This window comes from Actinomyces israelii DSM 43320 (genome assembly GCF_000711965.1).
GTDB lineage: Bacteria > Actinomycetota > Actinomycetes > Actinomycetales > Actinomycetaceae > Actinomyces > Actinomyces israelii.
In genome coordinates, this window is sequence record NZ_JONS01000010.1 from 41,143 (window position 1) to 63,626 (window position 22,484).

At 74.2% G+C, this 22,484-nt stretch carries 18 protein-coding genes; 6 read left to right on the forward strand and 12 right to left on the reverse strand.

Features of this window, described 5'->3' with window-relative positions:
• Window positions 1–53: 53 nt before the first annotated feature.
• The 3 genes from O145_RS05365 to dapA form a co-directional block, all read right to left on the reverse strand.
• Window positions 54–2,099, reverse strand: a complete 2,046-nt coding sequence (locus tag O145_RS05365) for an FtsX-like permease family protein (RefSeq protein WP_043560727.1) — start codon at window positions 2,097–2,099, stop codon at window positions 54–56.
• 204 nt (window positions 2,100–2,303) lie between these two features.
• The gene (locus O145_RS05370; protein ID WP_043560729.1) at window positions 2,304–3,086 is read right to left on the reverse strand and encodes an ABC transporter ATP-binding protein; all 783 of its coding nucleotides are present in this window, start codon (window positions 3,084–3,086) and stop codon (window positions 2,304–2,306) included.
• A 110-nt stretch (window positions 3,087–3,196) separates the two neighbouring features.
• Window positions 3,197–4,093, reverse strand: a complete 897-nt coding sequence (gene dapA, locus O145_RS05375; protein ID WP_043560731.1) for a 4-hydroxy-tetrahydrodipicolinate synthase — start codon at window positions 4,091–4,093, stop codon at window positions 3,197–3,199.
• A 159-nt stretch (window positions 4,094–4,252) separates the two neighbouring features.
• Here dapA and O145_RS05380 point away from each other — a divergent pair, with 159 nt between their 5' ends.
• The gene (locus tag O145_RS05380) at window positions 4,253–5,008 is read left to right on the forward strand and encodes a GNAT family N-acetyltransferase (protein WP_043560732.1); all 756 of its coding nucleotides are present in this window, start codon (window positions 4,253–4,255) and stop codon (window positions 5,006–5,008) included.
• A gap of 215 nt (window positions 5,009–5,223) precedes the next feature.
• Here O145_RS05380 and dapB read toward each other — a convergent pair whose 3' ends face one another.
• The 3 genes from dapB to O145_RS05395 form a co-directional block, all read right to left on the reverse strand.
• The gene (gene dapB, locus O145_RS05385) at window positions 5,224–5,976 is read right to left on the reverse strand and encodes a 4-hydroxy-tetrahydrodipicolinate reductase (protein WP_043560734.1); all 753 of its coding nucleotides are present in this window, start codon (window positions 5,974–5,976) and stop codon (window positions 5,224–5,226) included.
• Between the two features lie 95 nt (window positions 5,977–6,071).
• Window positions 6,072–7,451 carry a M16 family metallopeptidase gene (locus O145_RS05390; RefSeq protein WP_043560735.1) on the reverse strand — a complete coding sequence of 460 codons (1,380 nt, stop codon included), beginning with the start codon at window positions 7,449–7,451 and terminating at the stop codon, window positions 6,072–6,074.
• Window positions 7,452–7,697: 246 nt separating this feature from the next.
• Window positions 7,698–10,058, reverse strand: coding sequence for a polyribonucleotide nucleotidyltransferase (locus O145_RS05395; protein ID WP_043560736.1), 2,361 nt, complete (start codon window positions 10,056–10,058; stop codon window positions 7,698–7,700).
• Window positions 10,059–10,602: 544 nt separating this feature from the next.
• Between O145_RS05395 and fucO the strand changes: the two genes are divergently transcribed.
• A complete protein-coding gene (gene fucO / locus O145_RS05400) occupies window positions 10,603–11,754 on the forward strand; it encodes a lactaldehyde reductase (RefSeq protein ID WP_043560738.1) in 1,152 nt (383 codons plus the stop codon).
• A gap of 52 nt (window positions 11,755–11,806) precedes the next feature.
• Here fucO and O145_RS05405 read toward each other — a convergent pair whose 3' ends face one another.
• Together O145_RS05405 and rpsO are read right to left on the reverse strand one after the other, a co-directional pair.
• On the reverse strand, window positions 11,807–12,622 hold the full coding sequence (locus O145_RS05405; protein ID WP_156966610.1) for a DUF6882 domain-containing protein: 816 nt from the start codon (window positions 12,620–12,622) through the stop codon (window positions 11,807–11,809).
• Between the two features lie 166 nt (window positions 12,623–12,788).
• On the reverse strand, window positions 12,789–13,058 hold the full coding sequence (rpsO, locus tag O145_RS05410; protein WP_043560741.1) for a 30S ribosomal protein S15: 270 nt from the start codon (window positions 13,056–13,058) through the stop codon (window positions 12,789–12,791).
• A gap of 296 nt (window positions 13,059–13,354) precedes the next feature.
• Between rpsO and O145_RS05415 the strand changes: the two genes are divergently transcribed.
• A complete protein-coding gene (locus tag O145_RS05415; protein ID WP_043560744.1) occupies window positions 13,355–14,446 on the forward strand; it encodes an extracellular catalytic domain type 1 short-chain-length polyhydroxyalkanoate depolymerase in 1,092 nt (363 codons plus the stop codon).
• 49 nt (window positions 14,447–14,495) lie between these two features.
• Here O145_RS05415 and O145_RS05420 read toward each other — a convergent pair whose 3' ends face one another.
• Complete coding sequence (locus O145_RS05420) at window positions 14,496–15,554, reverse strand: bifunctional riboflavin kinase/FAD synthetase (protein WP_043560747.1); 1,059 nt, start codon at window positions 15,552–15,554, stop codon at window positions 14,496–14,498.
• A gap of 415 nt (window positions 15,555–15,969) precedes the next feature.
• Here O145_RS05420 and O145_RS05425 point away from each other — a divergent pair, with 415 nt between their 5' ends.
• From O145_RS05425 to O145_RS05435, 3 genes are read left to right on the forward strand one after another with little or no spacing between them, the layout of a single operon-like run.
• Window positions 15,970–17,331, forward strand: a complete 1,362-nt coding sequence (locus O145_RS05425; protein ID WP_084682397.1) for an MFS transporter — start codon at window positions 15,970–15,972, stop codon at window positions 17,329–17,331.
• The gene (locus O145_RS05430) at window positions 17,325–19,643 is read left to right on the forward strand and encodes an ABC transporter permease (RefSeq protein WP_043560750.1); all 2,319 of its coding nucleotides are present in this window, start codon (window positions 17,325–17,327) and stop codon (window positions 19,641–19,643) included. Before O145_RS05425 ends, O145_RS05430 begins: the two co-directional genes overlap by 7 nt.
• Before the next feature lie 56 nt (window positions 19,644–19,699).
• Entirely contained in the window at window positions 19,700–20,527 is an 828-nt protein-coding gene (locus O145_RS05435; protein ID WP_043560752.1) for an ABC transporter ATP-binding protein, read from the forward strand.
• A 101-nt stretch (window positions 20,528–20,628) separates the two neighbouring features.
• Here O145_RS05435 and O145_RS05440 read toward each other — a convergent pair whose 3' ends face one another.
• Genes O145_RS05440 through rbfA form a run of 3 tightly spaced genes read right to left on the reverse strand, consistent with a single transcriptional unit; the run spans window position 20,629 to window position 22,461 of the window.
• Window positions 20,629–20,841 (reverse strand): hypothetical protein, encoded by a 213-nt coding sequence (locus O145_RS05440; protein ID WP_043560754.1) that lies wholly within the window; start codon window positions 20,839–20,841, stop codon window positions 20,629–20,631.
• A 37-nt stretch (window positions 20,842–20,878) separates the two neighbouring features.
• Window positions 20,879–21,964, reverse strand: coding sequence for a tRNA pseudouridine(55) synthase TruB (gene truB / locus O145_RS05445; RefSeq protein ID WP_043560758.1), 1,086 nt, complete (start codon window positions 21,962–21,964; stop codon window positions 20,879–20,881).
• Entirely contained in the window at window positions 21,961–22,461 is a 501-nt protein-coding gene (gene rbfA, locus O145_RS05450) for a 30S ribosome-binding factor RbfA (protein WP_043560761.1), read from the reverse strand. Before rbfA ends, truB begins: the two co-directional genes overlap by 4 nt.
• Window positions 22,462–22,484 lie beyond the last annotated feature (23 nt).

Below are 22,484 nucleotides of genomic sequence, written 5' to 3' on the forward strand. Positions count from 1 at the left end.
GCCAGGCGCCAGCCGGATGCCGGCCCCTGGCCCTGCGCTCCTCTCACCACCGGCTACCGCGGCCCGCGGTTGCCACCACCTGCACCGCGAGGCGGTGTGCCGGAGGGCGCGACTCGCAGTGCTGCGCCCAGGGCCACGACCTGGGGGACGACGAGGGCGACAGCGGTGCTGGCGATCAGGAGTGTCCAGGGGACGGCGGGCGGTGCGGTGAGGTCGTCGTAGTAGGGGACCAGGGCCCAGGCGAGCCAGGCCCAGGTGGTGGCGACGGTGACGGCTGCGATGGCCAGGCCGAGGAGCTGGAGGCCGGCGGTCTCGGTCAGGACGCTGAGGACGATGGTGGTGCGGGAGGCGCCGGTGCGTCGCAGTACCCGGCTCTCGTCCCGGCGCGATCGGATCAGGGCCAGGGTCTGCTGGATGATGACGGCGGCCGCCAGCAGGCAGACGCCGCCGACGAGGGTCGCGTCGTTGGAGGCTCCGCGCCTGCTCTCGGCGGCGATGGCGTCGTCGGTCCACCCCTGGCCGGTGGTGACGGCGGCGCCGGTCGGAGCGACGCGAGCCAGGGACGCCAGGAGCCGGTCCTGGCCGCCAGGGGCGGCGGTGAGGAACCAGTCCTCGGTGACCGGCTCGCCCGCAGCCGGAGGCAGGACAGTGTCGTCGGCCAGCAGGCGGGTGCTCACAAAGGGATAGCCGTACTCGAACAGGGCCGCCACCCGCAGGGTGACCTCGCCCCCGTCGGCGCCCAGCAGGGTGATGGAGTCCCCCACCCGGTAGGCGCTGCCGTCCTCCCGGGTGGCATCGGTGCGCAGCGCGACTCCGGTGCCGTGGATGTCGTCGGCCTCGCCCTCTACCAGCCGGGGGCCGGCGGCCGCCACCAGGGCGGTCGGGTCACTGGCAGCGGTCACGGTCGCCTGATAGCGGGCCAGGGTGGTCAGGGGGAAGGACTCCTGGCGGGCGCGGTCGAGGATCTGGGCGCCGGTCGCCCCGGCGGGGGCGACCATCCAGGAGGTGGAGCTGGTTCTGGCGCGCACGGCACCGGTGGCCTGGGGCAGGGCGGAGGCGTCCCGCCAGGCGGTCTCCAGGTCGTCCCGGGGGCGGTCGGACCGGGCGTGGAGGGCGGCGTCGACCTGGCTGGACAGGGTGTAGTCGGCCCTGTAGTCGCGCCCGGAGCCGAGGTTCGAGGCCATCACCGGGACGGTGGCCAGGACCGCCACGGCGGTGATGGGGACGACGACGGCACCGGCGCGGCGGGCGGCGGTGCGGGCATGGGCCCAGGCGGTCAGGCCCGCTCCCGGGTCCAGGGCGCGCACCGGCAGGCGGGCCAGGCCCACCGCGGGCCCGGCCAGCAGGGGAGCCAGCGCGCACAGGGCCACCGCCACACCACCACCGACCCACAGGGCGACCCCGTCGTCGGCCTCCCAGGGCAGGCGGGCGGGCCCGGCCGCCCAGACCCAGGCGGTCAGGGCGGCGCCTGCGGCGGCCACCGCCCACCGGGCCGGGGTCATGCCCCGCCGCTGCTCGGCGGCGGACTCGCGCACCGCCTCCACTGCGGCCGCCCGCGCAGCCCCGCGGACTCCGACCAGGGCCCCGACCGCGGTCACCGCGGTCATGAGCGCCACCGTGAGCACCAGGCCGGAGGGCGTGACCGCCGGGACGTGACCAGGAGCCCAGTTGTCCTGGGAGGCCAGCAGGCCCGCCAGGGGCCGCAGGCACGGTACCGCGGCCAGGGCGCCCGCGGTGGAGGCGGCCAGCCCCAGCAGGAGGGCCTCGCGGGCGACCATGACGCGCACCCGGGCCGGGCTCGCCCCGGCCAGCCGCAGCAGCGCCAGCTCACGGCGCCGCCCCTGGACCGCCACGCTCATGGCCTGGGCCACCAGGACCAGGGCCGCCAGCGCCCCGCCTGCCAGCATGAGCACCGACGTCAGGTGACCGGCGTAGACCCGCCCCAGGAACCAGACGGCCCGGGGCGCGCTCATGCCGGTCGTGTCCACCCCCGACAGGCGCGAGGCCTGGAAGAACAGCACCTGGGAGCCCACCAGCGCCGAGGCCATGGCCACCACCACCGCCACCCCCGCATAGGGCACCCGGTGGTCGCACAGCATCGACCGGGCCACCGCCCACCGGGCCCGGGAACGCCCGACCCGCCCGCGCAGGCCCCCGTTCCGCTCGCTCCGCCGGGCCCGCCGCTGAGGACCGGAGGACCGACCGTCCGCGTCTCGGCCGTCCCGCCGCCTCCTCGGGCCTCGGCGGTCCCGGCTCTCCCGGTGGCTGTTCCTGCTCATGCGGGTCATGGCCGTGTCTCCCCTTCAGCCCCGGGACTGTGCCTCGACCCGGGCCTGGAGGTCGGCCAGGTGCCCGGCAATCTGGGCGGCACCCGCCCCGGAGACCCCGCCCGCCGTGCACCCGTCCACCAGCCACACCACCCGGTCGGCCCACGCGGCCACGCGAGGGTCGTGAGTGACCACCAGCAGCCCGCCGCCGGCATCGGACAGCAGGTCAAGCTGCCCCAGCACCGCAGCGCCCGCCCGCACGTCCAGCGCCCCCGTCGGCTCGTCGGCGAACACCATCGCCGGACGCGACACCAGGGCCCGGGCCACCGCCACCCGCTGCCGCTGACCCCCCGACAGCCGGGACGGCAGACGATCCTCCAGGCCGGCCAGTCCGACACGCTCCAGCACGCCCGTCACGTCCCCGGGTGAGCGCATCCGCCCGCCCATCAGCCCGGGCAGGGCCACATTCTGGGCCGCCGTCAGCGACTCCACCAGGTTCAGGTCCTGGAATATGAAGGCCACCCGGTCGCGGCGCATCGCCGTCAGCATCCTCTCCGAAGCGGATACCACATCCACCCCGTCGAGCAGCACCCGCCCCGCGCCGGCACGCAACAGGCCCGCCGCGCACAGCAGCAGGGTCGATTTGCCCGACCCCGACGGCCCCATCACCGCCACGCGCTCGCCGGCGCCCACGCTCAGGTCCACGCCCCGGAGGACCAGCGAGCCGTGCGCCGAGTAACGGAACTCCAGTCCGGACACCTCGAGCACACCGGGCAAGGACTCAGAGGACTCAGAAAACTCAGAGAACTCAGTCACCATGGGAAAGCTCCAGAGGCGTCAGCCGGCAGGGAGCGATGAAGAAGGCCGAGGAACGACGAGGGGGAAGACGTGGAGCGCCCGTGCGGCGGACCCTGCTCCCGGCCGCCGGCTCACAGCAGCCCCGAGGCGTCCAGGACCTCGCGCAGGGCGGCGACGTCGTCGGCCTCGGCGCGCACGAGCGGCAGGCGGACGGCGGCGCAGGGGACGCGCCCCTGCAGCAGCAGGGCCTCCTTGGCCATGACGGCGCCCTGGCCGCCGCCCATGATCGCCTGCACCAGCGGGCGGATGCGGCGGGCGACCGCCCGGGCCCCGGCCAGGTCCCCGGCGTCGACCTCGGTGAGCATCTGCCGCCAGGAGTGGGCGTCGGCGTGCGCCACGACCGAGACCACGCCCGAGGCGCCGTGGGCCAGCCAGGCGAAGTTCAGCCCGTCGTCGCCCGAGTAGTAGGCCAGGCCGGTGGCCTCCATGCGCCGGAAGCCCTGCTCGACGTCGCCGGTGGCGTCCTTGACCGCCAGGACCCGCTCGTGCTCGGCCAGCCGGGCCAGGGTGGCGTCGGTGATCCTCACGCCCGTGCGCCCGGGGATGTCGTAGATCATGACGGGCAGGTCGGTGGCCTCCACGACCGCCATAATGTGCCGGTAGACGCCCTCGGCGCTGGGGCGGTTGTAGTAGGGGGCGTTGATGAGCAGGCCCTCGGCGCCGGCGGCCTGGCTGCCCGCGCCGATGCGCACCGCGTGGGCGGTGTCGTTGGAGCCCGCCCCGGCCACGAGCATGGCGCGGCCGGCGAGGGCGTCCTTCACCTCGCGCAGCAGCGTCTGCTTCTCGGGCAGGTGGGTGGTGGGGGCCTCGCCGGTGGTGCCGGCCAGCAGGATCATGTCCGCGCCGTCCTCGACGAGGGTGACGGCCAGGGCCTGGGCGGCCTCGACGTCAATCTCCCCCTCGGGGGTGAAGGGCGTGACCATAGCGACGCCGACGGAGCCGAAGGGACGAGTCGGAAGAGCGCTCATGCCAGCAGTGTAACGGGGCTCTGTCGGGAGCATCGGCCGTAGGCCCCGACGAATTCGGGAGCGGGATGCCCGGCGCATCGGGCACAGGTCCGCCGGTTGCGGTGATGGCGTGCTTGCGCGGCCCCACGGCCCGTCCCTCCCACCGATAGGCTCGCGGCCATGACGCCTCCCGACTCCGTCTTCGACGCCGACCCCTCCTCCGGCCTGCCGGCCGGCGCACGCGGCGGGCTCCGCGCGCGCACCGACGGGGGCCGCCCGCACGCCGCCTCCTGCCGGCGCGGCGGGGCCGACCGCGACGGCCTGGGGGCGCCGGAGGCCGGTTCGCGCCCGTCCGAGGCGGGCGGCTTCGTGCGCGCGGCCGCGCAGGCCGACCTGCCGGCCATGGGCCGGGTCCACGCGGCGTCCATGCTCGCCTCGCTGGCCGCCGGCCACGACGGGCCTCTGCCCGAGGGCGTGCGGGCCATGGTGTCCGCCCCGGTCATCGCCGCCGGCTGGGAGTCCGCGGTCGTCGCTCCCCCGACCCGGGCCCACCACGCCCTGGTCGCCACCGCGGAGGGCGCCGTCGTCGGGCTGCTGGGGCTCGCGCCCACGGAGGCGGTCACCACCGAAGGCCCTGACGGCGTCTGCGAAAGCGATCCCTCCCGCACAGCCGAACGGCCGGCCGCGGCCGCCGAGGTCACAGCCCTCGGTGTCGCGCCGGCCCACCAGCGCCGCGGGCACGGCTCCCGGCTGCTCGCGGCGGCCGTGGACCTGGCCCGGGACGACGGCGCCGCCATGCTCACGGTGTGGGCCGTGCGCGGGGACGAGTCGCTGGCGCGGCTGCTCGCCGGCGCGGGCCTGGAGCCGACCGGCTCCCACCGCGCGCTGCCGGTGGGTGACGGCATCACCGAGGACTGCTGGGCCGCCGCACTATGAGCGCTGAAGAACCCGAGGAGATCACGCTCCAGGACCGGCTGCCTGGGTTGCGCGCGGCATCAAGAACCTGGCGAGCTCCTCGCAGGGTCACCGCTGCGGAGCTCTTCGGCTCCCGCACCGGCCCATCCCCGGGTGGGACCGACTGGGGGGAAGACGCAGGCGCCGAGGCTCTTCCGTGACCCGCTCCCGGGGAGACCTCGCTGAGGTCTCCCTCCTCACAGGTCGAGCAGGGCGTCCAGGCCGACGGTCAGACCCTTCCGCTCGCCCACTCGCCGGACGGCGAGGATGACGCCGGGCATGAAGCTGGCGCGGTCGAAGGAGTCTGTGCGGATGGTCAGCTGCTCGCCGGGGTTGCCCAGCACGATCTCCTCGTGGGCGGTCAGCCCGCGCAGGCGGACGGCGTGGACGTGGACGCCGTCGACGACGGCGCCACGCGCGCCGAGCGGATCGGCCTGCGTGGCGTCGGGCACGGGCCCCAGGCCGGCCTCGGCGCGGGCGGCCGCGATGCCCCGGGCGGTGGCGATGGCGGTGCCGGAGGGGGCGTCGACCTTATCCGGGTGGTGGAGCTCGACGACCTCGGCGGACTCGAAGTAGCGGGCCGCCCTGGCCGCGAGGCTCATGGCCAGGACCGCCGAGAGGGCGAAGTTGGGGGCGATGAGGACGCTGCGGCCCGCGGCGCCGGGCTCGGCGAGGTGCTCGCGGACGCGGGCGTAGGACTCCTCGGTCCAGCCGGTGGTGCCGACGACGGCGTCCACGCCGGCGTCGATGAGGGCGTGGACATTGGCCTCGGCGACGGCCGGGACGGTGAAGTCCACGGCCACGTCGGCGCCGCCCAGGTGCGCGGCGGTGATCTCGTCACCCACGTCGAGGCGGGCGACGAGCTCGAGGCCCTCGGCCTCCTCGACGGCCCGGCAGACAGTGGAACCCATGCGCCCGGCGGCGCCCGTGACAGCAACGCGAATCGTCATACCGCCAGCCTAGCCGCCCCGCCCGCCGAGATCGGTCGAGTTCCGCACCGAGATCGGTTCAGCCCCGGCTCGAGATCGGTCCGGCGGCCCGCCTCTCAGAGGGCCGGCCCCACCAGGGCCCGGGCGCGCTCCTGCCTCACGAGCCACTCGGCGAGCCGGCGCACATCCTCGCCGGTGACGGCGCCCAGCAGCCGCAGGTTCTCCTCCATGCTGCGCAGCCGGCCGGTGACCACCTCGCTGCGCCCCAGGCGCCCCATGCGGGCCAGCGAGTCCTCCCCGCCCAGCACCATGGCGCCGCGGATCTGCCCGCGGGCGCGGGCCAGCTCGCGGTCGGTGACGCCGTCGGCGGCGAGCCTCTCGAACTCGCCGACCATGACGGCGCACACCTCGTCCACCGCCTGCGGGGCGCAGCCGGCGTACAGGCCCAGCGCTCCCGTCCCGGCGTAGGAGGCGTCGAAGGCGTAGGTGGTGTAGGCCAGCCCCCGCTTCTCGCGGACCTCCTGGAACAGGCGCGAGGACATTCCCCCGCCCAGGATCGTGATGAGGACGCTCATGGCCCAGCGCCGCTCGTCGCGTACGGGAATGCCCTGGCAGGTCAGGTACACGTGGGACTGCTCGCAGTCCCGCTCTATGCGCACGTCGTGGACGGCCAGGGCGATATCGGGCTCGGTCTCGAAGCGGCGCGGGCGCGGCGGGACTGCGCTGGTGGTGTCCCAGCCGGCGGAGGCGAGGTCGGCGGCAACGCGCTCGACGACCTGGTCGTGGTCGACGGCGCCGGCGACGGCCGCCACCAGCGAGTCGGAGGCGTAGGTCCGCTGGTAGTGCTCCCACACCGCGTCGCGCGGCACGGCGGCGACGGTCTCGTAGGTGCCGCCGATGGGCCGCCCGAGCGGGGTGTCGTCGCCGAAGGCGGCGCGGGCGAAGGCCTCCTGGGCGATGTCCGCGGGGTCGTCGGCGGCGTCGGCCAGCTCGGAGATGATGACGCCGCGCTCGGTCTCGACCTCTGCGGGATCGAGTGAGGAGGAGGTCACCATGTCGGTCAGGACGTCGAGGGCTCCCATGGCGTCCGAGCCCTGCACGCGCGCGTAGTAGGAGGTGTGCTCCTTGGCCGTCGCGGCGTTGGACTCGCCGCCGATGAAGTCGAAGGCCTCGGCGATCTCGCGGGCGGAGCGCGTGGCGGTGCCCTTGAACATGAGGTGCTCCAGGAAGTGGGTCGATCCCTCCTGCCCGACGGCCTCGTCGCAGGACCCGACGCCGAACCACATGCCCAGGCTCGCCGACCGCAGCCCGGGCACGGACTCGGTGATGACGCGCACCCCGCCGGGCAGGATCGAGCGGCGCAGCACGGCGCCGTCGTCGGTCAGGTGCAGCTCGGTGCCGGGATCGCCTGCGGCGCCGCGCGCCAGATCGACCTCGGAGTAGCTGGTGGCGCCGCTCCGGAAGGCGCTGGCGGCTGAGGGGGCTGGGTTGGTCACCCGGCGAGCCTAACGGGCCCGGCGGTGGCGCTGTCCACCGGACTGGTTCTCCTCGCCGACGGCGTAGCGCGGCGTCGCGGGGCACGCGGGCTCACCGCGCCGGACCGATCTCGAGCCGGAACCGGACCGATCTCGAGCCGGAACCGGACCGATCTCGGCGAAAGAAGGGATGGGGGCGGGGGGCCGGGCCGCCTCGCGCCGCCCGGCCCCCGCCGTCGTCAGTGCGCGGCTACCGGCCGCCCACGCTCACTCCTCCTCGTCGGAGGTCTCGATGGTGCGGGTGCGGCGCCGGCGCGGACGGCGCTCACGGCGCTCGCCGTCACCCTCGGTGCGCTCGCGGCGCGGACGGCGCTCGCGCCGCTCCCCGCCGGCGTGCGCCGCCTTGTTCTCCGCCTCGGCGGCCAGCTGCTCGTCGGACAGGACGGCGTGCAGGCTCAGCTTGCCGCGCTGGTCGATCTCGGCGAGCTCGACCTGGACCTTGTCGCCGACGTTCAGAACGTCCTCGACGTTCTCCACGCGCTTGCCGCCCACCAGGCGGCGGATCTGCGAGACGTGCAGGAGGCCGTCCTTGCCGGGGGTCAGGGAGACGAAGGCGCCGAAGGTCGTGGTCTTGACCACGGTGCCGACGAAGCGCTCGCCGATCTCGGGCATCTGCGGGTTGGCGATGGCGTTGACGGCGTCGCGGGCGGCCTCGGCGCTCGGGCCGTCGGAGGCGCCGATGTAGACGGTGCCGTCGTCCTCGACCGTCAGGTCCGCGCCGGTGTCCTCCTGGATCTGGTTGATCATCTTGCCCTTGGGGCCGATGACCTCGCCGATCTTGTCCACCGGGATGCGCACGGACAGGACGCGCGGGGCCGTGGGGGCCATCTCGTCGGGGCCGTCGATGGCCTGGGCCAGGACGTCGAGGATGAAGATGCGGGCGTCGCGGGCCTGGCCGAGCGCCCCGGCCAGGATGTCGCTGGGCAGGCCGTCGAGCTTGGTGTCGAGCTGGAGGGCCGTGATGAAGTCGCGGGTGCCGGCGACCTTGAAGTCCATGTCGCCGAAGGCGTCCTCGGCCCCGAGGATGTCGGTCAGGGTGGCCCACCTGGTCTCGCCGTCGATCTCCTCGTGCATCAGGCCCATGGCGATGCCCGCCACGGGGGCGCGCAGCGGCACGCCCGCGTTGAGCAGGGACAGCGTGGAGGCGCACACCGAGCCCATCGACGTCGAGCCGTTGGAGCCGAGCGCCTCGGAGACCTGGCGGATGGCGTAGGGGAACTCCTCGCGGCCGGGCAGCACGGGCACGAGCGCGCGCTCGGCCAGGGCCCCGTGGCCGATCTCGCGGCGCTTGGGGGCGCCCACGCGGCCGGTCTCGCCGGTGGAGAAGGGCGGGAAGACGTACTGGTGCATGTAGCGCTTGTGCGTGATCGGCGAGAGGTCGTCGATCTGCTGCTCCATGCGCAGCATGTTGAGGGTGGTCACCCCCAGGATCTGGGTCTCGCCGCGCTCGAAGACGGCCGAGCCGTGCACGCGGGGAAGGACCTCGACCTCGGCGGCCAGGGTGCGGATGTCCTTCGGGCCGCGGCCGTCCATGCGCACGCCCTCGGTCAGGGTGCGGTGGCGCACGAGCTTCTTGGTGACGGACCTGAAGGCGGCCCTGAGGGCCTTGAGGTCCTCCTCTGTGCCGAAGCGCTCGGCGAGGTCGGCCAGGACCTCCTCGCGCACCTTGTCGATGGCCAGGTCGCGGGCCTGCTTGCCCTCGGTGGCGATGGCGCCGGCCAGATCGCGGGCCTGGGCCGCCTTCTCGACGGCGTCGTACTGCTCGTCGGAGTAGTCCAGGAAGAGCGGGAACTCGGCGGTGGGCTTCGCGGCGCGGGCGGCGACCTCCATCTGGGCCTCGCACAGCGCCTTGATGTGCGGCTTGGCGGCCTCCAGGGCCCCGGCGACGACGGCCTCGGTGGGGGCGGTGGCGCCGGCGGCGATCAGTCCCCAGGCGTTCTCGGTGGCGCCGGCCTCGACCATCATGATGGCGACGTCGCCGTCCTCCAGGACGCGGCCGGCCACCACCATGTTGAAGGTGGCGCGCTCGAGCTCGGAGTAGCGCGGGAAGGCCACCCACTGGCCGTCGATGAGGGCCAGGCGGGTGCCCGCGACGGGGCCGGCGAAGGGCAGGCCGGCGATCTGGGTGGACATGGAGGCCGCGTTGATGGCCAGGACGTCGTAGGCGTCGTCGGGGTCGATGGCCAGGATCGTCTCGACGACCTGGACCTCGTTGCGCAGCCCCTTGACGAAGGAGGGGCGCAGCGGGCGGTCGATGAGCCGGCAGGCGAGGATGGCGGAGGTCCCGGCGCGTCCCTCCCGGCGGAAGAAGGAGCCGGGGATGCGCCCGGCGGCGTACTGGCGCTCCTCCACGTCGACGGTGAGCGGGAAGAAGTCGAACTGGTCCTTGGGGTGCTTGCCCACGGTGGTGGCGGACAGGATGGCCGTCTCGCCGTCGAGGTAGGCCATGGCGCTTCCGGCGGCCTGCTTGGCCAGGCGCCCGGTCTCGAAGCGGACCACGCGCCTGCCGAATGAGCCGTTGTCGATCACTGCCTCGGCGGCGGTGACCTCGGGGTCGTCAATGAACATCTGCGATGCGTCTCTTTCTCAGGTTTCCTCTGGGACGGGAGCGCGGTCTTCGATCGAGGCCCACGGAGCAGCCGCGCCGCGACCGACGCGACCCGATCCGGAGGCCACCACCGAAAACCGACGGCTCCTGCCGTCCGGGGCCACGGCTTGTTCCCGGGTCCCGGGCCCGCACCGGAGGGGCGGCGCCACATCGACGTCGGTCCTCACCGGTCCTCGGCGCGTGCGGCCCTGATATCCCTGATATCGCAGTCACGCGCACACATACGGGCACGGCGATCCTACCGTGGCGGTACCGGTATCGGCGTGAAGGCGCCGCCGTGACGGCGTGATATGGGACGCGAACCGGGCCGGGCCCGGCGCTCCGCCCCCGTAGGGCCCCGCGGCCGCGACAGCCAGGGACCTTCGGGCCTGCCCCGCGGGCCGCCCCGCATGTGATGGTGGGCATACCACACCGTCCGGATCGGGCCGGAGGCGCCGTCCCCGCCCGAGAGACGACGAGCCGCAGAGGCTGCAGACGCTCAAAAGACACGTTAAGGAGACCGTCATGACCCACCGCATGATCTTCAACCAGACCGGTCACTTCGGCCGCGGCGCCATCTCCGCCATCCCCGCGGAGATCACCGGCCGCGGCCTGACCAGGGCCTTCGTCGTCACCGACCCGGTCCTGGCCGGCAACGGGACGGCGGCCCGCGTCACCGACCTGCTCGACGCCGCCGGCATCGCCTGGGAGATCTTCTCCGACGTCGTCCCCAACCCGCCCATTGAGAAGGTCCAGTCGGGCCTGGCCGCCTTCCGCGCCTCGGGCGCCCAGATCCTCATCGGCCTGGGCGGCGGCTCCCCGCAGGACACCTGCAAGGCCATCTCGGTGATCGCCACCAACCCCGGGTTCGAGGACGTGCTGAGCCTGGAGGGCCTGTCCCCCACGAAGAACCCGGGCGTGCCGATCATCGGCGTGCCCACGACCGCCGGGACCGCGTCGGAGACGACGATCAACTACGTCATCACCGACACCGCCGCCAAGCGCAAGTTCGTGTGCGTGGACCCGCACGACATCCCGGTGGTCGCCGTCGTCGACCCCGACCTCATGGACGCCATGCCCCGCTCCCTGAAGGTCGCCACCGGCCTGGACGCCCTGACCCACGCCATCGAGGGGTACATCACCCCCGGCGCCTGGGAGCTGAGCGACGCCCTGTGCCTGCGCTCCATCCAGATGATCGCGAGGAGCCTGCGCGCCGCGGCCGACGGCGACCCCGACGCCGTCGAGGCGATGGGCCTGGCCGCCTACATCAACGGCATGGCCTACTCCAACGTCGGCCTGGGCCTCGTCCACGGCATGGCCCACCCCCTGGGCGGGCGCTACGGCGCCCCGCACGGGGTGGCCAACGGCATCCTGCTCGCACCCGTCATGGCCTACAACGCCGAGTTCACCGGGGAGAAGTACCGCGACATCGCCGAGGCCTTCGGCGTGGCGGGGGCCCGCGCCATGGAGCTGGCCGACGCCCGAGCCGCCGCCGTGGCGGCCGTCGCGGCGCTGACGGCCGACCTGGGCAACCCCACGCGGATCTCCGAGGTCGGCGTGGACGCCTCCGGCGTCGCGGCCCTGACCGAGGACGCCTTCAACGACGTGTGCACGCCGGGCAACCCGCGCCCGGCGACCCGCGAGGACATCGAGGCCCTCTACCGCTCGCTGCTGTGAGGCCTGCGCCGTGAGCCCGGCCGGGCCCGGCCGGAGGACGGGCCCGGCCCCCTCAGGCGGTCGCGATCCGCGTCAGGCGCCCGGATTCGTCGAACTCGATGACCATCTCGGCGGGGAAGCGGGCGATGACCCGCCGCCCCTCCCACCGGTAGGCGGTGCCGTTCCAGGCCAGGAAGCTCTCGGTGAGAATCCGGTGGTCGCAGGGGACCTGGAGGCAGTCGGCGAGGATGCGGGCGAAGCGGACCGCGTCGACCGGCGCGAAGACGCTCTTCGGGAGGCCGGAGAAGGCCAGGAGCACGGCCCCGCCGTCGTGCGGGCCCCGGTAGTAGCACAGGGACCCGGGGGCCAGCACGGTGGCGACCGCGGCGAGCCCGGGGCCGCTGAGCCCCTCTGTCAGCGGGAAGCAGTCGGTGGTCAGCTCCTTCAGGCCCCACTCGCGGCCCAGGCCCCGGACCCACTCGGCCACCTTCAGGACGGATGCGGGGAAGCCGTTGATATTGTTCCACCCCCACATCCACGTGCCGTCGGCCAAGGACTCGCTGCCCAGGAGCTGCACCGGGTAGGAGTCCTCGCCGAAGGACAGGGTGCCGGCGTCGAAGTCGACGAACCACCGGGGGGCGTCCAGGACGATCTGCGCGCACGCGTCCTGGATCGCCGCCGACGGGCCGAGGCAGGCGGACAGGACGTCCGCGAACCGGCTGCGGTCGAGCCGGATCCCGGCCTGCGCGAACGAGCGCCGCGGCGTCGTGGACCCCTCGACGGCGGTCTGCGGGGCGGTCGTCCCGGACCCGCCGCCGGAGGCCCGCGCCCCGGGGCGGTCCGCTCCCGCCGCCTGCGCGCCGTCGCGGCGCCCGTCGACAATGTCCATGATCATCCTCCTCATCCGGGGTGCTGGCGCGCGCCAGTCCTGCCCGGCCCGTCGTCGCCGTCCGCGTGGCCGCAGGCAAGGCGCCCGCAGAACTCCTGAACCGGCCTCGACGAGGAAACGACCGGTCTCGGCCGAGGGCGGGGAGGCAGCGGGCGGCGCGGGCGCGTCAGCGGCGGATGCCGAGGCGGGCGATCAGCGCGCGGTAACGCTCGATGTCCTCCTTCATGAGGTAGTCCAGGAGACGACGGCGCTTACCGATGAGCAGGTAGAGGCCCCGGCGCGAGTGGTGGTCGTGCGTGTGGGTCTTGAAGTGCTCGGTGAGGTTGGCGATGCGCTCGGACAGGACGGCGACCTGCACCTCCGGGGAGCCCGTGTCGCCCTCGTGGGTGGCGTACTCGGCGATGAGCTCCTGCTTGCGCTTGGCGGAAATCGACACTGCGGCTCCTGACTCTCGTTGCGCGGAGCGCCGGGGCTGGTCCTCCCGGGCATGACACGTCCGCGGCCGATCGACGGCGCGGCAACTTTACCAGTGCCCGAGCCCGCCTCGCGCCGCCGGGTCCGTGGGCTCGCGCACACGTGCTGGCGCGGCCCGTCACGGCCGCAGAGACCCCGTCGTTATAATCTCGACGTGCCCCTGGGACGGGTTCGTCCACTGGAAGGTGGGTCTGCACGGACCGTCCCCCGCCCATTCTCGAGCCGTAGCCAGGAGCCCCGGCGGACAAGGAAGACCTCATGTCACGTCGTCCCTTCCTCATCGGAGGCCTCGCCCTCGTCATCATCGCCGCGCTCCTCGCCGCGACGACGTTCCTGCAGCGCACCACCACGCAGCCCGCGGCCTCCACCCCCAGCCCCGAGCCGCCGGAGAGCAGCGAGTCCCAGGCCCCGCCGGCCGCCACGGCCCCGGCCACGACGCAGTGCAGCCGCGTGCTCAGCGGGACCCAGACCGTCGATGTCGACTTCGACGGCATTTCCTACCCGGTGCGGGTGCACGTTCCCGAGACGGCCGACCCCGCCACCCCGCTGCCCCTGGTCATGGACCTGCACGGCTCGGACTCCAACGGCGTCTTCCAGGCCACCATCTCCGAGCTGGACGCCGTCGCCGACGCCGACGAGACCGGTTTCATCGTGGCGCAGCCGTCCGCCGCGATCGCCATGACGACCAGCAGTCCGCTGGCGGACGGGAACTGGGCCTGGAACGTCCCGGGCGTCCCCACCACCACCGGCCAGCTCCCGCCCGACGACGCGCGCGACGATGTCGCCTTCCTGTCCGCAGTCATCGAGGAGCTCACCTCTGAGAGCTGCGCGGACCCGCAGCGCGTCTATGTCACCGGCTTCTCCGGCGGCGGCCGCATGGCCTCCGCCCTGGCCTGCGCCCGGCCCGACCTGATCGCCGCCATCGCCCCGGTGGCGGGCCTGCGCGCGGGCCGCCCCAGCGCCGAGGACCCCGCCGCCGTCGACACGACCGAGTGCGCCGCGGCTCAGGGCGTGTCAGTCATGACCTTCCACGGGACGGCCGACCTGGTCAACCCCTACAACGGCAACAGCGATCCGCGCTGGGGCTACGACGTCGCCACCGCCGTCCAGAGCTGGGCCGATCTCGACCAGTGCACCGAGACGGCGACCGAGCAGGTCACCGAGCACGTCCAGCGCACGACCCACCAGGGCTGCGCCCAGGGCGCGGAGGTCGTCTCCTACACGGTCACCGACGGCGGGCACACCTGGCCGGGCACCTCGGCCGACATCAGCGCGCTGGGAGCCACGACCCAGGAGATCAGCGCCTCCCAGCTCATGTGGGAGTTCTTCACCGCGCACCCCAAGGGCTGACGGCGCGCGGCGCTCCCGGCCCGCGCCGCCAGCCGCGCTCGGCTGTCCCTCATCGGCCGGCCGTGACGTCCTCGGGGCGGATCGGCCCGGGAACCGGCACCGCCAGCACGTGAGCGGCATCGACGACGTCCTGACGCATCTGGGTCATGAGCGGCTCTCGGCCGTCGAATGCGCGCATGGGGCGCAGCAGCTCGACGAGCTCGATGGCGACGACCTCCCCGTACAGGTCGAGGTCGGCTCGCCCCAGCACGTGCGCCTCGACGGTGCGCCGGGGCACGTCGTCGAACGTGGGGTTGGTGCCGATGGAGATCGCGGCCGGCAGCCGCCGCTCGCGCCGCGCCCGGTCCCGTGAGCCGGGCGGGGCCGCGGCGCTCGGCGAGCGCACGAGCCAGCCGGCGTAGACGCCGTCGGGCGGGACCACGCCCGCGCTGGCCGCATCCAGGTTGGCGGTGGGGAAGCCCAGCTCGCGGCCGCGCCACCGCCCGCGGACGACGGTGCCGCGCAGGCGGTGGGCGCGTCCGAGGACCTCGGCGGCGCCGCGCATGTCCCCCGCCTCGAGGAGCTCGCGCACCCAGGTGGACGACCAGCGGCGCCCCGAGGGCGAGCGCACGTCGTCGAGGATCTCCGCCTCGAGGCCGTCGGCGCGGCAGATCCGCTCCAGCAGCGCCGCGTCGCCGCTGTTGCCGCGCCCGAAGCGCACGTCGTCGCCGACGACGACCGCCCGCGCCCCGAGCAGCCCCTCCAGCCAGGTGCGCACGAACTCCTCGGGGCTCTGGTCGGCGAAGCTGAGGGTGTAGTGGACCACGAGGACCGCGTCCAGGCCGGTGGCGGCCAGGGCCGCGAGCCGGTCCGTCAGGGAGGCGACCATGGGCAGGTGGGTCTCGGGCCGGTGAACCAGCACCGGGTGCGGGTCGAAGGTGACGGCCACCGCCAGCGGGCGCTCGCCGCCGGGGCGGGTCATCTGTCTGGCGCGTTCGACGACGCGGGCGAGGATGGCCTGGTGCCCGCGGTGGACGCCGTCGAATATGCCGACGGTGACAACCGTCCCGGGTCCCTGCGGATCCCTCAGCCTCGCGGGCACCTGCCCGGAGCCGTACCAGATCTCCACTGCGGACAATCCTGTTCTCGATCCACTCGGCGGGCGCGGCCGCCGCTCTTGCGGGTCAACCCTGCCACGACCGGGTCGTCTCACGCGAACCACCCGCCGTGGACGCACCGGATCACACCGCCGGCAGGACCGGGACCGGCACGAGCAGGCCGGACGGGGCACGGCCCGGTCCGCGCCACCGGAGTTGACCGCGCCTCCCGAAGGCGCTAGCCTCACACTAAACCGACGGTCGGTCTAGTTGAGGTCCGGAACCCTTTTCGCGTACCGGGCCACCGATCGGCCGTCCGCCCCGGAGGCCGGGACGGACCCAGACGGCACAACCCTGCGAGGAGCCCATGACCCCCACTGCGCACCCATTCGAGCCCCGGCCGGGACACGGGCCCGGCGCGCTCTCGGCATCTCCGGAGGATGAGACATGAAGCACCTTCACCTGCTGCTGACCGGCACCCTCGTCAACTCCGTGGGCAGCGGGCTGACCGCCTTCGGCCTGGCGATCTTCGCCTACGCCGCCTACGGAACAGCCTCATCCGTGGCCCTGGTCCAGCTGTGCGCCTTCGCCCCGATCGTCCTGCTGGCCCCGGTGGCCGGCGCCCTGGCCGACCGTTTCGACCGCAGGCTCATGATGGTGATCGGCGACGGCGGCTCCGTGCTCGGGCTGGGCGTCGTCATAGCCGCCCTGAGCACGTCCGCGCCCAGGCTCGGCCTCATCCTGGCGGGCGTGGCGGCCTCCTCCTGCCTGGCGGCCCTGACCGAGCCCGCCCTGCGCGCCTCCGTGTCCGACCTGGTGGACGAGGCGGACTACGTGCGCAGCGCCGGCATGCTGCAGGCCGCCTCCTCCGCCCGCTACCTCCTGTCCCCGCTGCTGGCCGGCCTGCTCCTGCCCCTGGTGGGCCTGCGCGGGCTGGTGGCCCTGGACGCCTCCACCTGCCTGGTGACCGTGACCTGCTCGGTCCTCGTCATGCGCGCCGTGGGGCGTCGTCGCCCCGGTGGCCGAGGGGCCGACGCCCCGATCGCCCACCTCCTGGGCGGCTGGCGGGCGCTGTCGGCCCGGCCCGCCGTGCGCGCGCTGGTGGCGCTCATGACCTTCGTGACTCTGACCATCGGCATGCTGCAGGTCCTGCTCAAGCCCATCATGCTGCCGCACGTGGGCGCGGCGGCCATGGGCCGCCTGGAGACGGCGGCCGCCGTCGGGATCCTGGCCGGCGCGGGCCTGGTGACGGCCCTGGCCCGCCTGCGCCCCACGACGCTGCTGAGCCTGGGGACGGCGGGCGCGGGCACGGCCATGGTGCTCCTGTCCCTGCGCACCTGGCCCTGGTGGGCGGCGGTCACCGGCTTCGCCGTCTTCGCCTGCCTGGCCCTGTGCAACGCCGGGGCGGAGACCCTTGTGCGCCTGAGCACCGACGACGACCACCAGGCCCGGGTCTGGGGGACGATCAGCCTGGTCTCCCAGCTGGGGTACCTCCTGGCCTACCTCAGCGCCGGCCCCCTGGCCGACCGCGTCCTCCAGCCCCTTCTGACGCCCGACGGGGCCCTGGCCCCCAGTCTGGGAGCGGTCATCGGCACCGGGACGGGGCGCGGTGCCGCCGCGCTGGTGGCGCTGGCGGGCCTGGCCACCGTATGCCTGGCGGCCCTCATCCACATCCGGCGCCGGGCCCTGGCTCCCTCCGCTCCCGCCGGCGGGCGGGAGGCCCCGCGGACGCCCGACGCCGCCGGGGCGGGGGACGGGGACGACGCCGCGGGGACGGCGGCCCGCTCCCGGAAGGCGGTCCCGTGCTGACCCGGCTCCTGAAGGCGGACCTGGCGCGCGGCGCCGTCGTGGCCGCGACCCTCACCACCCTGATCGCCCTGGCCGCCGCGCTGGTGTCGGCCAGCACCTCCCTCATCGTGGACACCACATCCGCGACGAACCGGCTCTCGCAGCGGGCGAAGGCGCCGGACCTGATCCAGATGCACACCGGCCGGGTCAGCTCCCGGGAGATCGACGACTGGGCTGCCACCCGCAGCGAGATCACCGACCACGAGGTCATCAAGACCCTGCCGGTGCCGCGCCAGGAGCTGTGGATCAACGGCGCCGGCCAGGCCGACTCCTACCAGGAGCCCGCCTTCGTCACCGCCCCGCAGCGCATCGACCTGCTGCTGGACGAGGACGGCAACCCGGTCCACCCGGGCCCGGGCCAGGTGGTGCTGCCGATCCACTACCGGGCGGTGGGCGCGGCCGACGTCGGCGACACGGTCACCGTGGACGCCGGCGACTGGCGGATGGATCTGGAGGTGGCGGGCTTCCTGCGGGACTCGCAGATGAACGCGCCCATGGTCCCCTCCAAGCGCCTGGTGGTCAGCCCGGAGGACTTCGCCTCCCTGGAGGAGCACATCAGCGATCCCGAGTACCTCATCGAGTTCACCCTGGCCGACTCGGCCCGTCCGCGCGCTGTCATCGACGCCTACAAGGAGGCGGGCCTGCCCAGCACGGGCATCAGCGTGGACTCCTCCATGGTTCTGCTCATGAACGCCCTGAGCACCATGCTCATCGCGGCGGTCGCCTTGGTCGTGGCGCTCGTGCTGGCGGTGGTGGCCATGCTCGCCCTGCGCTACACGGTGCTGGCCGCCATCGAGGCGGACCTGGCCCAGATCGCGGTGCTCAAGGCCATCGGCGCCCCGCAGGGCCGCATACGCCGCCTCTACCTCCTGAAGTACATGGTGCTGACGCTGGCAGGGTCGGCGATCGGCTACCTGGCGGGAATGCCCCTGGCCTCGGCGCTCGGAGCCCCGGCCCTGCTCTACCTGGGCACGCCCCCCACCACCGTCTGGAGCGTGGGCCTGCCCATCGTCATGGTGGTGGGGCTGGCCGGAACCGTTGTCGGCCTCACCTGGGTCACCCTGCGGCGCCTGGAGGCGGTCTCCGCCGTCGAGGCCCTGCGGTCCGGGGCCAGCGGCGCCCTGCGCCGGCGCCGCCACCGGTGGCGCCTGGCCGCCTCCCGGCGCATGCCCGTCCAGCAGTGGCTCGGGGTGCGCGAGGCGCTGCGCCCCTCCAACGCCCTGCTGCTCGGCATCCTGGCGCTGTGCGCCTTCACCATGGTGCTGCCGGTCAACGTCGCCACCACCCTGGACGACCCCCGTATCGCCACCTACCTGGGCGTGGGCGAGGCGGACCTGCGCATCGACGTGCGCACCGGCACCCAGGACCTGGCCGCCGTGGAGAGCGCCCTGACCGCCGACGACCGCGTCGCCGAGCACGCCACCGTGCTGCGCCGCAGCTACAGGATGCGCGCGCAGAGCGGAGACTGGGAGCCGGTGCTCATCGACATCGGCGACCACGGCGCCTTCCCCATGAAGTACATGTCCGGACGCGCCCCCACCGGCCAGGACGAGGTCGCCCTGTCCTACAACCAGGCCAGGGCGACGAGCGCCGAGGTGGGCTCTACCGTCACCGTGAGCACATCCCAGGGGGACAGGGACCTGACGGTCACGGGCGTCTACCAGGACATCACCAACAACGGGAGCACCGCCAAGGCCGTCTTCGACGACGGCGCCCCCGCCCTGTGGCAGATCATCTACGCCGACATGCGCGACGACAGCCAGGAGACCGCCGTCGCCGACGACCTGCAACGGGACCTCCCGGGCGTCCAGGCCACTGCCATGAGCGACTACACCTCCCGGTTCTTCGGGGCCACCACCGCCCAGGTCCGCATCATCGCCGCCATGGCCTGCGCCGTCGCGCTGGGGCTGGCCTTCCTCATCACCGTCCTCTTCGCGGTCCTGGTCCTGTCCCGGGAGAGGCACCGGGTGGGCGTGCTGCAGGCCCTGGGATGCACACGGCGCGCCGTCGCCGGGCAGTACCTCACACGCTTCGGCGTCCTCGCCCTGGCGGGGACCGCCCTGGGCCTCCTGCTGGCGTCCACCCTGGGCGAGACGGCCATCGGAGCGGTCCTGGGCTCGCGCGGAGCGCCGAACGTGGTGCTCCTGCCGCGCCCGTGGCTGGTGGGGCTGGTCCTGCCCGCCGCGCTGGTCGCCACCGTCATGAGCGCCGTCGCCCTGGCCCTGCGCCGTCTGCCCGCCACGACCCCGGGCACCACCGGGTGGACCGAGTAGTGATCAATACCGAGCAATACCGAACAATACCGAGCAATGGTGATCAAGGAGACCCCATGACCTCTAGCAGCGCTGCCGCAGCATCCGCGACACCCGCAGCGGCCTCCCCGGCCTCCCCGGCCTCAGCGGCCCGCCCCGGCACTCGCCCCGCCCTGCGGGCCCGAGGGCTGACCAAGAGCTACGACGCCCCCGTCCTGAAGGACCTCGACCTCGATATCGAGGACGGCCAGTTCATCGCCATCATGGGGCCCTCCGGCTCGGGCAAGTCCACGCTCCTGCACTGCCTGAGCGGCATGGACCGGCCCTCCGGCGGCTCCGTGCTCCTGGGAGACACCGACATCGCCGCCCTGAGCGAGCGCGAGCTGGCCGCACTGCGCCTGTCGCGCTTCGGTTTCGTCTTCCAGCAGGCCCACCTTCTGGCCACGCTGTGCCTGCTGGACAACATCGTCCTGCCGGGCTTCCTGGCCGGACTGCGCCCGCGCCGGGAGGTGGAGGCCCGGGGCCGGGGGCTCATGGAGCGAATGGGCATCTCCGAGCTGGCCGGCAGCGATATCACCGAGGTCTCCGGCGGTCAGCTCCAGCGGGCCGGGATCTGCCGCGCCCTCATCAACGAGCCCGGCATCGTCTTCGCCGACGAGCCCACCGGGGCGCTCAACTCCGCCACCGCCGCCCAGATCCTCGACCTGCTCGGGGAGGTCCACGCCTCGGGCACGACCCTGGTGGTGGTCACCCACGACGCCCAGGTCGCGGCCCGCGCCGACCGGGTGCTGCTGCTCGTCGACGGCGGCGTCGTGGAGGACCTCGCGCTGGGCGGGTACCGGGAGGCACAGGCCTCCCAACGTCTGGCCACGGTCTCCCAGGCCCTTCAGCGCCGGTCGGTCTGACGGCGCCCTCTGACGGCGCCCCGGCCCGGGCCCGTGAGGACTGCGTCGCGGTGCGGCCCAGTGCTGTTTCAGTACCGGCTCAGTGCTGTTTCAGTGCTGTTTCAGTGCTGGTGGCCGCCGCAGCCGCAGCCTCCGGGCGCTGGGGCCGAGACGTCCCTCAGCCCCAGCAGGTTGCCGGTCCTGCGGCCCGGCACGACTCCCGAGGAGGCTCCGCCCTCCCGGCCCCGGGCGGCCGGGTTCTGCTCCCGGGGACCGCCGGCGTCGTGGCCGTCGCAGCCGCATCCGCTCGCGGTCCGGCTCGTGATCTGGTCCATCGCGTCTCGTGTCTCCTGCAGGGGTTGCGGTCCGTCCTCATCGCGGCCCTCGGGCCGGGGCGAGCACGAGGACGGGACGCGCGCGTCCGCCCTCGCGGGCCAACAGTGCCACGACGTCCCCGCCCGGGGCGAACCCGGCGGTCACGGCGCCGTGGCCGCCGGAGCCCCCGGCAGCATCCGCCCGCGGCTCGGCGCCGTCTCCCGACGGTCGGGGCGCGTGTACGGCGCGATCGAGGACGCCGGCGGGCAGGGTCTGCCCGTGGCCGAGCGCGACGGACTCGGCCTCGTCGAGCTCGACGGCGGGGAAGCAGCGCCTGGCCACCGAGCTCAGCGACAGCGTGGTCAGGCCCACGGGCTGCGGGCGGCAGGAGTCCGCGGTCACCTCGGCGGCCAGGGCGTCGGGACCGCGGGCCTGCTCGACGCGGAACGGGCCCACGCGCGTGCGGCGCAGCGCGGTCAGGTGGGCCCCGGTGCCCAGCACGGCGCCGAGGTCCCTGGCCAGCGCGCGCACGTAGGTGCCCGAGGAGCACGACACGCGCAGGGGCAGGTCGACGACCCTGGTGCCGTCGTCGGCGCACGCGCCCGCCGGGGCGCCGGTGAGCGTCAGGGAGCGGATAGTGACGCTGCGGGCGGGCAGGGCGACGTCCTCGCCCCCGCGCACCCGCCTGTAGGAGCGCACGCCGTCCACCCTGATGGCGGACACGGCGCTGGGCACCTGCATGATCTCCCCCGTCAGGGCGCGCAGCGCGTCCTCCAGGCTCCGGGCGAAGGCGGCCCGGCCCCCGGGCCAGGAGTCGGGGGCCGGGCACCCGCGGGCGGCGGTCACCTCCCCCTCGGCGTCCTCGGTGAGGGTGTCCTGGCCCAGGCGCACGGTCGCCTCATAGGTCTTGTCGGCGCCGACGAGGTGGGTCAGCAACCTGGTGGCGCGGCCGACCCCCAGGACGAGCAGCCCCGTGGCCATGGGGTCGAGGGTGCCGGCGTGGCCGACCTTGCGGGTGGCGGCCAGGCGCCGGGTCAGGGCGACGACGTCGTGGCTGGTCGGGCCCGCCGGCTTGTCGACCAGGAGGATGCCGTCGCGGGCCGTCACGGCGCCCCGGGGCGCGTCGGGACGCGGCGGCCTCACGCCCCCGCCTCATCGGGCGCCGCGGGCCCGGCCTGCTCGGCCGCGGGCGCCTCGGCGCTGCGGTCCTCGCCGTCGGGCTCGGCGCCGCGCCTGTAGGGGTCGGCGCCGGCGGCGTAGGCGGCGCCGGCGTGGGCGCGGGCGATCTCCTCGTCCCTGGCGCGGGCCCGGGCCAGGGCGTCGTCGAAGGACCTGGCCTGCGTGGGCAGGGCGTCGAGCTGGAAGGCGATCGAGGGCGTCAGGCGGATGCCGAGGGCCCTGCCCACCTCGGAGCGGATCAGCCCCTTGGCCGAGCTCAGGGCGGCGGCGCTGTCCCGACGGTCCTTGTCGCTGCCGTAGACGGTGTAGAAGATCGTGGCCTGCTGGAGGTCGCCGGTGACGCGCACGTCGGTAATGGTGACGAATCCCAGGCGCGGGTCCTTGATGCGCCCCTGCAGGAGACGGGCGACGGTCTCGTGGATGCGGTCGGCGACCTTGCGGGCGCGGGCGGCGTCGGCCATGGCGGGCTCCTCTGCGTGAGATC